This is a genomic window from Aurantimonas marianensis (assembly GCF_024195285.1).
In the GTDB taxonomy this organism is placed as follows: Bacteria; Pseudomonadota; Alphaproteobacteria; order Rhizobiales; family Rhizobiaceae; genus Aurantimonas; species Aurantimonas marianensis.
In genome coordinates this window covers 23,965-32,947 of the sequence record NZ_JALHBS010000036.1, presented here as the reverse complement: position 1 = coordinate 32,947, position 8,983 = coordinate 23,965, and the positions used below count along the sequence as shown (strand labels likewise).

Below are 8,983 nucleotides of genomic sequence, written 5' to 3'. Positions count from 1 at the left end.
CCTCTTTTTGAAATCGCCATTAAGGGTTAAACAACCGGCGGAATTACCGCATCGGCGGATGCGATAAAGAGATCTGCATCGGCGAATGCGATAGAGAGACGATGAAGCGGCTTTTCGACATCCTGGTATCGGCGCTCGCTCTGGTGCTGCTTTCGCCCGTCCTCGCGCTGGTGGCCCTGCTCGTGCGGCTGAAGCTCGGTGCGCCGGTCCTGTTCCGGCAGGTGCGGCCGGGCCTCGGTGGTGAACCTTTCGAGATGGTGAAGTTTCGCACGATGCTGGACGCGGTCGGACCAGATGGGCGCCCTCTGCCCGACGCCGAGCGGCTGACGCCCTTTGGCCGGTTTCTGCGAGCCGCGAGTCTCGACGAACTGCCGGAACTGTGGAACGTGCTGAAGGGTGAGATGAGCCTCGTCGGACCCCGCCCGCTTCTGATGGCCTATCTTCCGCTGTATTCGCCCGAGCAGGCGCGCCGCCACGAGGTCCGGCCGGGAATTACCGGCTGGGCGCAGGTCAACGGTCGCAATGCTTTGTCCTGGGAGCAGAAATTCGAATACGACGTGTGGTATGTCGACCATCGCTCCTTGCTGCTCGATCTCAGGATTCTCTGGATGACCGTGCTCAAGGTCTTTGGCGGATCGGGCGTTTCCGCTCCGGGCGAGGCGACGATGCCGCTCTTCCGCGGCGAGGCGGGAAGGGATTCGAAGTGAATCGTACGCTGCTCGTTCTCGGCGCCGGAGGACATGGCCGGGTCGTGGCCGATGCGGCGCTGGTCATGGGATTCGAGCGCGTCGCCTTCCTCGATGACCGCCAGGTGACGGTGCAAGCCGGCCTGTTCCCGGTCCTCGGTCCCTTGGCCTCGCTCGAATCGATGAAGGAGGAGTGGCCAGCCGCGATCGCCGCTGTCGGCGACAACCGCGTTCGCCTCGCTCTGTTTCACCGGTTGCTGCAGGCTGGCTTCAAGACGCCTTCCGTCCTTCACCCGTCCGCCGTCGTCAGCCGCAATGCGTCGGTCGCGCGGAGTGTTTTTGTCGCGGCAGGGGTCGTGGTCAATATCGGCGCGCGAATTGACGATGCCGCGATCCTCAACACCGGTGCGACCATCGATCATGACTGCGCGATCGAGGCGGGGGCGCATATCTCGCCGGGGGCCCATCTGGCAGGCAACGTCACGGTCGAACAGTGTGCCTGGGTGGGCATCGGGTCCGCCCTGAAGAATGGCGTTCGAATCGGCGCGGGCGCGACAGTCGGTGCCGGCTCGGCGGTTGTTCGGGACGTGCCGGCTGATATAACAGTCGCCGGTTCGCCGGCGCGTGCCCTGGCCAAACGAATGGATGATAGCGGACATTGCTGAACACTCCTTTTTCTCCCTGGCCATCCTTCACCGACGAGGAGGTCGATGCCGTCACCCGTGTGCTCAAATCGAATCGGGTCAACTACTGGACCGGCGATGAAGGTCGGGAATTCGAGCGCGAATTCGCCGATTGGGCCGGAACGAGACATGCCGTTGCCCTGGCCAACGGCACCCTGGCGCTCGACGCCATCTGGCCGGCACTCGGGATCGGCGCGGGCGACGACGCCATCTGTACGCCGCGGACCTATCTCGCCTCCGCCTCCACCATCGCGATGGCGGGCGCCCGGCCGGTCTTCGCCGACATCGACCGCAACTCGCAGAACATCACGCCCGACACAGTGGCGCCGCTGATCACCGACCGCACCAAGGCGATCCTGTGCGTTCACCTCGCCGGCGGGCCGTGCGACATGGACGGTTTCCGCGCCCTTGCCGATGCGCACGACCTCGCGCTGGTCGAAGATTGCGCGCAGGCGCACGGCGCCAGCATCGACGGCCGCCCGGCCGGTTCGTTCGGGAACGTCAACGCCTGGTCCTTCTGCCAGGACAAGATCATGACCACGGGCGGCGAGGGCGGCATGATCACCGTCGACGACGCCACGTTGTGGGAAAAGATCTGGTCGCTCAAGGACCACGGCAAGAGCTATGACGCGGTCTATCGGCGCCAGCATCCTCCGGGGTTCCGCTGGCTGCATGAAAGTTGGGGCACGAACTGGCGCATGACGGAAATGCAGGCCGCGATCGGCCGCATCCAGCTTTCGCGCATGCAGGATTGGCATGCGGCCCGCAAACGCAATGCCGAGATGCTCTCGTCCGCGTTCGGGGATATTGGCGCGTTGCGGACTCCCGCCGTACCCGACGGCGTGGAGCATGCGTGGTACAAATTCTATTCGTTCATCCGTCCTGAGGCGTTCAAGAGCGACTGGTCTCGCGACCGTGCCATGAACGCCATCGTCGCGTCCGGGGTCCCCTGCTATTCGGGAAGCTGCCCGGAAGTCTACCGGGAAAAAGTGTTCGTCGACGCGGGCCTCGCACCGGCGCAACGGCTTCCAAATGCCGTCGAACTGGGCGAAACCAGCCTGATGTTCCTGGTTCATCCGACCCTGACGGAGGATGAGATGGCCAAGACATGCGATACGGTGCGAACCGTTTTCCGCGAAGCGATGCGCTGATCGGTCCGGTCGCCCGGACGTGGCTGTGACGGCTTGCCGCCCGTTTGATGAAGGACACCCCTGGCACAGCGTCTTTCCGCGCTGGTGGCGCGAACGGTTCTGACTTCGGTCGTGCTTCTCCATACTCGCTGCGCAAGGCGCGAAGAGCGGAGCCGCGATTTTCGGCTCTGCCGGATTTCCATCGCGGCGCGAAACGTCTAGCAGGGACGCGGCACCGACAGTTTGGAGATTCGCAGATGAAAACTCGCGCCGCCGTTGCGTTCGAAGCCAAAAAGCCGCTGGAAATCGTCGAACTCGATCTCGAAGGCCCGAAGGCCGGCGAAGTCCTCGTCGAAATCATGGCGACGGGAATCTGCCACACCGATGCCTACACGCTGGACGGGCTGGATAGCGAGGGGCTGTTTCCGTCCGTTCTCGGCCACGAGGGAGCGGGCGTGGTGCGGGAAGTCGGCGCCGGGGTGACGTCTGTGAAGCCGGGCGATCACGTCATCCCGCTCTACACGCCGGAATGCCGCCAATGTAAGTCCTGCCTGTCGGGCAAGACCAATCTGTGCACCGCGATCCGCGCGACCCAGGGCAAGGGCCTCATGCCGGACGGCACGACACGCTTCAGCTACAAGGGCCAGCCGATCCATCATTACATGGGCTGCTCGACCTTCTCCAACTTCACCGTGCTGCCGGAGATCGCCGTTGCCAAGATTCGCGACGACGCGCCGTTCAAGACCGCCTGCTATTGCGGCTGCGGGGTGACGACGGGCGTCGGCGCAGTGGTCAATACCGCGAAGGTGGAGCCGGGCGCCAACGTCGTCGTCTTCGGTCTCGGCGGCATCGGGCTCAACGTCATCCAGGGCGCGCGCCTCGTCGGCGCCGACAAGATCATCGGTGTCGACATCAATGACGACAAGAAGGAGTGGGGGACACGCTTCGGCATGACCCATTTCGTCAATCCCAAGGAGGTCGAGGGCGACATCGTCCAGCATCTTGTCGAACTGACCGAGGGCGGCGCCGACTACACCTTCGACTGCACCGGCAACACGATGGTCATGCGCCAGGCGCTGGAAGCCTGTCACCGCGGCTGGGGCGTGTCGGTGGTCATCGGTGTCGCGGAAGCCGGCAAGGAGATCTCGACCCGGCCGTTCCAGCTGGTTACCGGCCGGGTCTGGAAGGGCTCGGCCTTCGGCGGCGCGCGCGGCCGCACCGACACGCCGAAGATCGTCGACTGGTACATGAACGGCAAGATCCAGATCGACCCGATGATCACCCACACGCTGACCCTCGAAGAGATCAACAAGGGCTTCGACCTGATGCACGAGGGCAAGTCGATCCGCTCGGTCGTGGTGTACTGACATGGATACCGTCTCAACCAGCAAGGCCCATGGCGGCGTCCAGGGCGTCTACCGCCACGCCTCCACGGCCACCGGCACCGACATGACCTTCGCCGTCTTCGTGCCCGAGCATGAGACCGGAGCGAAACTGCCGGTGGTCTGGTATCTCTCCGGCCTGACCTGCACCCATGCCAATGTCATGGACAAGGGCGAGTATCGCCGCGCCTGCGCGGAACTCGGCCTGATCCTCGTCGCGCCGGACACGAGCCCGCGCGGCGAAGGCGTGCCGGACGATCCGGACGGAGCCTATGACGCCGGCCTCGGCGCCGGCTTCTACGTCGACGCGACGCGCGCGCCCTTCGCGAAGAACTATCGCATGTGGAGCTATGTGACGGAGGAACTGCCGGCGCTAATAGCCGCCGGATTTCCGGCCGACCGGGCGCGGCAGTCGGTCATGGGCCACTCGATGGGCGGCCATGGCGCGCTCACCATCGGCTTGACCTACCCGGATCGCTACAGGGCCGTCTCGGCATTCGCGCCGATCGGAGCGCCGAGCCAGGTGCCCTGGGGCCACAAGGCGCTGGCGATGTATCTCGGCGAGGATCGCGCGATCTGGCGCAAGCATGATGCCGTTGCGCTGATCGAGGATGGCGCGCGGGTCGAGGAACTGTTCGTCGATCAGGGCATGGCCGACAATTTCCTCGCCGAGCAGCTCCGGCCGGAGCTGCTGGAAGCAGCCTGCGCGAAGGCCGGGATCGGGCTGACGCTGCGGCGGCAGCCGGGCTACGATCACAGCTACAATTTCATCTCGACCTTCATGGAAGACCATCTGCGCTGGCACGCCGCCAGGCTGGGGTGAGGCGGTCCGGTGCCGGAGACCATCGCGATCGACGACCCGTCGGATCCGCGCATGGAGGTGTTTCGCGACATTCGCGATCGGGATCTGACCGGTCGGGGCGGATTCATCGCCGAGGGCACGGTCGTCCTCGACCAGCTCTTGAGCTCGCGTCAATTCCGGCCGACCGCGCTGCTTGTCCTTCGCAACCGTCTGGCCGGGCTGAGCGACCTCTTGTCACGCGTGCCGCGGGGAGTTCCGATCCATGTTGCGGAGCACGAGGGTCTCGATCGGATCGCCGGCTTTCCCATGCATCGCGGCGTTCTCGCCCATGGCGAGGAAGAAGGCGTCAGGCCAACGCCCGCCGAGCTGACAGCCTCCGCCGCGGCGCTTGGCCGCCCAGTCGTGGTGGCGGTCGGTATCGCCAATCACGACAATGTCGGCGCGATCTTTCGCAACGCCGCCGCCTTCGGCGCAGGCGCCGTCCTGCTCGACACACCCTCTTGCCACCCGCTCTACCGCAAGGCGATCCGGGTTTCGGTCGGGACCGTATTGAGGATGCCTTGGGCACGGGCCGGTTCGGGCACCGAGCTCCTGGCGTCATGCCGTGAGGCCGGCTACCGCACCATCGCGCTCTCGCCCGCCGGGGGGATCACGCTTCGCGAGTTCGGTTCCGACGGCCCGGCGGCGCTCTTCCTCGGGGCCGAGGGCAGGGGACTTTCAGCGGAGCTCCTGAAGGGGATGGAAACGGTCCGCATCGAAATGGAGCCCGAAATCGACAGCCTCAACGTGGCCACCGCGGCCGCGATCGTGCTGTCCGGCCTTTATGCGAATTACCGGCAATAGGACGTCTGGCGCCTATCCGGCCGCCCGGTCGTTGGCGGCTTCCTTGTCGCGAAGACGGCGAATCCGGTCGGCGAGGGTGACCTGTTTCGCTTCGGCGTCACCGGAAGACGACGGCGTTTTATCCGAGTCGAGAATCGTGTCGATCGGAGATCCGGCTCCCTCGGCCTTGGCGGTCAGGTGGACGACGCGCGCCGCGATGTCGCTGATACGCTGGCGCAGGTCCTCCTCTTCGAGATTTCCCTCGCCGAGCGGGTGTTCGGGCAGATCCATCGCATCGCGGACGCTTTGGCTGATCGTCCGCCGGGTCGGAGCCATCGTCGCCGCGCCGGCCTCGGGTCCGCTGGTCACAGCCGGTTCCCGCGCATTCACGGGGCCATCCCCGGCATCTGCCGAATCCTGGGCTTCCCGATCAATCATCGGCGCGGCATGGAGCAACCCGGCTGGGCGCCGATCCTGGGCCGAGGCCTGCTCTTCCAGATCGGCAAGGCGGGCCGTCAGGCGGATCACTTTCTCTTCCAGTTTGCGCGCGGCGAGTTTTTCTCTCTGCAGATGACCCTCGAGGGTATGCAACTCGCCACGAAGCCGCTCGATGACGCTCTGCTTTTCGTTCTCGCGCCGTTCGGCCGACCGAAAATCGTCGGATACCCGCTCCAGCTTGCTGTCGAGCGTCAGAATGTCGATCTTTCGTTCTTCGGCGATCTGGGTCAGTTCGCGGAAGCGTTCGGCAAGATCGTCCGCTTCGTCAGTGCTTCGTTCGAGGTCCAGTCTCGTTTCACGCAACTGCCCTTCCAGACGGCCGTATTCTTCCTCACGCGACTCCAGCGCCGCCGCAAGCTCCTTGAGGTCGGTCTCCTGCTGCGCCACCGTCTCAGAGAGACCGCGATTGCGCGCGCGCAATTCCGCATTCTCGCGCGCCACGCGTCCCGCTTCGGCCCGCTCCAGCGCGGCCTTGTCGCGCATCGCCAGCGCATCCATCTCCCGCTGCCGGGAGCGGAGCGCCGCTTCGGCACGAACATGATCGAAGCTGGCGCGTATTTCGTTCACGCTGGATGGGATCGTTGCCTCGAACTCGCGCCGCGCGAGCCGCTTGGCGCGACGCCAGATCACCGGTGCAACGAGAAGCGCGAACAGTGTCGCGGCGAAAAAGCCGAGGAGAAAGGTCAGGCCGGTGGCGATCATGGGGTCCTTCGCGTGGAACTTCCGAAAGAACCTATAACGCAGAAGTCGCCATTGGTGCCGCCTCAGGACAATTTTTCGACGGCGTTTGCCGCGTCGGTATGCTCTTCAGGCAACGCCCCTGGCGGGCTGTGCGTTCAGCCGGACGCATACCGTGCGCTCTTGCGGACCTGATCGAACCTTTGAGCGATCCAAGGAACTGAATGCCACTTCCGGGTCCGATCCCCGGCGCATGGTCTCAAAACGGGTTCCAGGTCGGCATCGGCGTCAGCTTCAGATAACCCAGATTGACCCCGAGCCGCGCACCGACACCGGTCTTGACCGGCACCAGCACGATATTGTCGCGCGTCAGTACCGTCATGCCCAGTCCGCCGACCAGATAGGCGCTGCCGGTCACACCGCCGAAACGGCCGAACACCGCTTCCACCGACGGCAGATCGTAGACGAGCATCATCGTGCGCGCGCCGTCGCCGCCGACGTCGAAGCCGAGCGAAGGCCCCTGCCAAAAGATGCGGTGCTGACCGGCATTCTTGGTGAAAAGCGTGCCCTCACCAAATCGCAGGCCGCCGAAAAAGGCGCCCGCCGCCTCCTCGCCCAGAATGTAGCCGTTGGGAAGACCGTGACGCTGGAAGGCCTGTTCGATGAGCTGGGCAAGGCTTCCCGATGTCGTACCGAAAAACTGATGCCCGGTCTGGACGACCTCGTCCATGCTGTAGCCGGCCGGATTGGCCTGAGCCATCGCCGGGGCGGCCGGAAGCAGGCCCGATGCCAGCATCGCGACCACGACGAAGTTGCGGACCGTCCGGATAATACCGTTCATGACCGGCTCCTTTCGAGAAAGCGGGTGCTCCCGGCGATGTGGGCCAGGTCCGCATGGCGCCCTTTGCGGGCGACTTCCCCTGCATTTGAACAAAACATGCTTTTCAAATGCCTAACGCGAACGTGCCGCGATCAGATTTCTCTTCGCGGATCGACGAGCCGCCATCGGTTGACGGGACTCTCGCTTGAAATCATGCTTCGTATCGAAATGGGACGGGTGATTCGCCGTGATCGCGTCCCCCTGTCTCGATCGAAACGGACTTTGTATGACGACCCTTCCAGAACTCTCCGCGGCGGATCTCGCCGCACTTCTGTCCAGCAAGCTTTGCCACGATATCATTTCGCCGGTCTTCGGGATTCAGAGCGGGCTGGAATTGCTGGACGACATGCCCGACGACCGCGAATCGATGGAGCTGGTTCGTCACTCGCTCAAATCGGCCGTGGCCAAGCTCCAGTTCGCGCGAATTGCTTTCGGCTCCGCGGGTTCGCCGACCGCTACCATCGATCTCAACGAGGCCAGGGCAGCGGCGATGGGGTATATGGACCATGAGAAGGCGAACCTCGTCTGGGAAGGCGAGGGAGGATACGCGGCGAAGAACTTCGCCAAGATCGTCCTCAATCTCGTGATGCTGGCCAGCGCATCGATCAGTCGCGGCGGCGAGGTCCGGGTCGACATCGAGGCGATCGACCCGCCTCGGGCCAGTGTCCGCGCATCCGGAGAGCGGATTCGCATCCAGCCGCGCCTGCTCGCGCTCCTCAATGGCGATGCCGCCCAGGAGGCGGTGGATGCCCAGGCGATACAGCCCTATTACACGTTGTTTCTGGCCAAGGAGGCGGGTCTGACGGTCGTCCATGAAAAGAACGATGCCTCGGTCGTGTTCCGCGTATCCTAGCGTCGAACGATCGCCTTCATGCATTCTTACCCTTGTTTCTGAACGAAACGGCAAACCTGCTGGGCTACAACTTCGCCGCGGTCGACCCGGACATATCGGTGAGGGCGAACCAAGCGGAGTTGTCAGGCCATGCAAACCTGTCTCGTCGTCGACGACGCGCCGGTCATTCGGAAGATCGCGTCGCACATTCTCTTGCAATTCGGTCTCGCTGTCGAAAGCGTGGCGAACGCCGAGGAAGCGCGGGAGTGGATCAAGGAAAACGGCCTGCCGGACATCGCCATCGTCGCGGCTTGTCCCAGTGACAGTGCCGGCCCGCAACTTGTTGACGATATGCGCCGTATGGCGAAGGGCACGGGTCTCGTCATTCTTGCCTCGATCGTCGATGCCAATCTCGGGTTGATGACCCGTCTCAAGCGCGCCGGCGCGACGGACTACATCTACAAGCCGTTCGACCGTGACGCGCTTCGTTCCTGGATCAAACCGTATCTGGAGTCGTCCGCCGCGGCGTGACCGATCGTTGTCACTGGAGCGCCGCGCGTCCATTCGGACGCGCAAAGGACGCTCTAACA

General features: G+C 64.3%; 10 protein-coding genes. 8 read left to right on the top strand and 2 right to left on the bottom strand.

What is annotated here, in order from left to right; all coding sequences use genetic code 11:
• The first annotated feature begins 101 nt into the window (after positions 1 to 101).
• The 6 genes from MJ956_RS07170 to MJ956_RS07145 all read left to right on the top strand — a co-directional run bounded on the left by MJ956_RS07170 (position 102) and on the right by MJ956_RS07145 (position 5,526).
• Positions 102 to 707 carry a sugar transferase gene (locus MJ956_RS07170; RefSeq protein ID WP_253963796.1) on the top strand — a complete coding sequence of 202 codons (606 nt, stop codon included), beginning with the start codon at positions 102 to 104 and terminating at the stop codon, positions 705 to 707.
• Positions 704 to 1,351, top strand: a complete 648-nt coding sequence (locus MJ956_RS07165) for an acetyltransferase (protein WP_253963795.1) — start codon at positions 704 to 706, stop codon at positions 1,349 to 1,351. The genes MJ956_RS07170 and MJ956_RS07165 overlap by 4 nt, the downstream gene beginning before the upstream one ends.
• Complete coding sequence (locus MJ956_RS07160; protein WP_253963794.1) at positions 1,345 to 2,520, top strand: DegT/DnrJ/EryC1/StrS family aminotransferase; 1,176 nt, start codon at positions 1,345 to 1,347, stop codon at positions 2,518 to 2,520. The genes MJ956_RS07165 and MJ956_RS07160 overlap by 7 nt, the downstream gene beginning before the upstream one ends.
• A gap of 236 nt (positions 2,521 to 2,756) precedes the next feature.
• Positions 2,757 to 3,866, top strand: a complete 1,110-nt coding sequence (locus MJ956_RS07155; protein WP_253963793.1) for an S-(hydroxymethyl)glutathione dehydrogenase/class III alcohol dehydrogenase — start codon at positions 2,757 to 2,759, stop codon at positions 3,864 to 3,866.
• A 1-nt stretch (position 3,867) separates the two neighbouring features.
• The gene (fghA, locus tag MJ956_RS07150; protein WP_253963792.1) at positions 3,868 to 4,704 is read left to right on the top strand and encodes an S-formylglutathione hydrolase; all 837 of its coding nucleotides are present in this window, start codon (positions 3,868 to 3,870) and stop codon (positions 4,702 to 4,704) included.
• Positions 4,705 to 4,713: 9 nt separating this feature from the next.
• Positions 4,714 to 5,526 carry a TrmH family RNA methyltransferase gene (locus MJ956_RS07145; protein ID WP_253963791.1) on the top strand — a complete coding sequence of 271 codons (813 nt, stop codon included), beginning with the start codon at positions 4,714 to 4,716 and terminating at the stop codon, positions 5,524 to 5,526.
• 12 nt (positions 5,527 to 5,538) lie between these two features.
• On the opposite strand, the gene MJ956_RS07140 is transcribed toward MJ956_RS07145, so the two are convergent.
• Positions 5,539 to 6,705 (bottom strand): hypothetical protein, encoded by a 1,167-nt coding sequence (locus tag MJ956_RS07140; RefSeq protein ID WP_253963790.1) that lies wholly within the window; start codon positions 6,703 to 6,705, stop codon positions 5,539 to 5,541.
• A gap of 235 nt (positions 6,706 to 6,940) precedes the next feature.
• Complete coding sequence (locus MJ956_RS07135; RefSeq protein ID WP_253963789.1) at positions 6,941 to 7,522, bottom strand: DUF1134 domain-containing protein; 582 nt, start codon at positions 7,520 to 7,522, stop codon at positions 6,941 to 6,943.
• A gap of 265 nt (positions 7,523 to 7,787) precedes the next feature.
• Here MJ956_RS07135 and chpT point away from each other — a divergent pair, with 265 nt between their 5' ends.
• Complete coding sequence (chpT, locus tag MJ956_RS07130; protein WP_253963788.1) at positions 7,788 to 8,414, top strand: histidine phosphotransferase ChpT; 627 nt, start codon at positions 7,788 to 7,790, stop codon at positions 8,412 to 8,414.
• Positions 8,415 to 8,543: 129 nt separating this feature from the next.
• Positions 8,544 to 8,924, top strand: a complete 381-nt coding sequence (locus MJ956_RS07125; RefSeq protein WP_253963787.1) for a response regulator — start codon at positions 8,544 to 8,546, stop codon at positions 8,922 to 8,924.
• Positions 8,925 to 8,983: the final 59 nt, after the last annotated feature.

Bases quoted from the DNA above. Each gene is read 5' to 3' on its own strand.
- MJ956_RS07170 (WP_253963796.1), top strand. From the start codon at position 102: ATGAAGCGGCTTTTCGACATCCTGGTATCGGCGCTCGCTCTGGTGCTG.
- MJ956_RS07155 (WP_253963793.1), top strand. From the start codon at position 2,757: ATGAAAACTCGCGCCGCCGTTGCGTTCGAAGCCAAAAAGCCGCTGGAA.
- fghA (WP_253963792.1), top strand. From the start codon at position 3,868: ATGGATACCGTCTCAACCAGCAAGGCCCATGGCGGCGTCCAGGGCGTC.
- MJ956_RS07140 (WP_253963790.1), bottom strand. From the start codon at position 6,705: ATGATCGCCACCGGCCTGACCTTTCTCCTCGGCTTTTTCGCCGCGACA.
- MJ956_RS07135 (WP_253963789.1), bottom strand. From the start codon at position 7,522: ATGAACGGTATTATCCGGACGGTCCGCAACTTCGTCGTGGTCGCGATG.
- chpT (WP_253963788.1), top strand. From the start codon at position 7,788: ATGACGACCCTTCCAGAACTCTCCGCGGCGGATCTCGCCGCACTTCTG.
- MJ956_RS07125 (WP_253963787.1), top strand. From the start codon at position 8,544: ATGCAAACCTGTCTCGTCGTCGACGACGCGCCGGTCATTCGGAAGATC.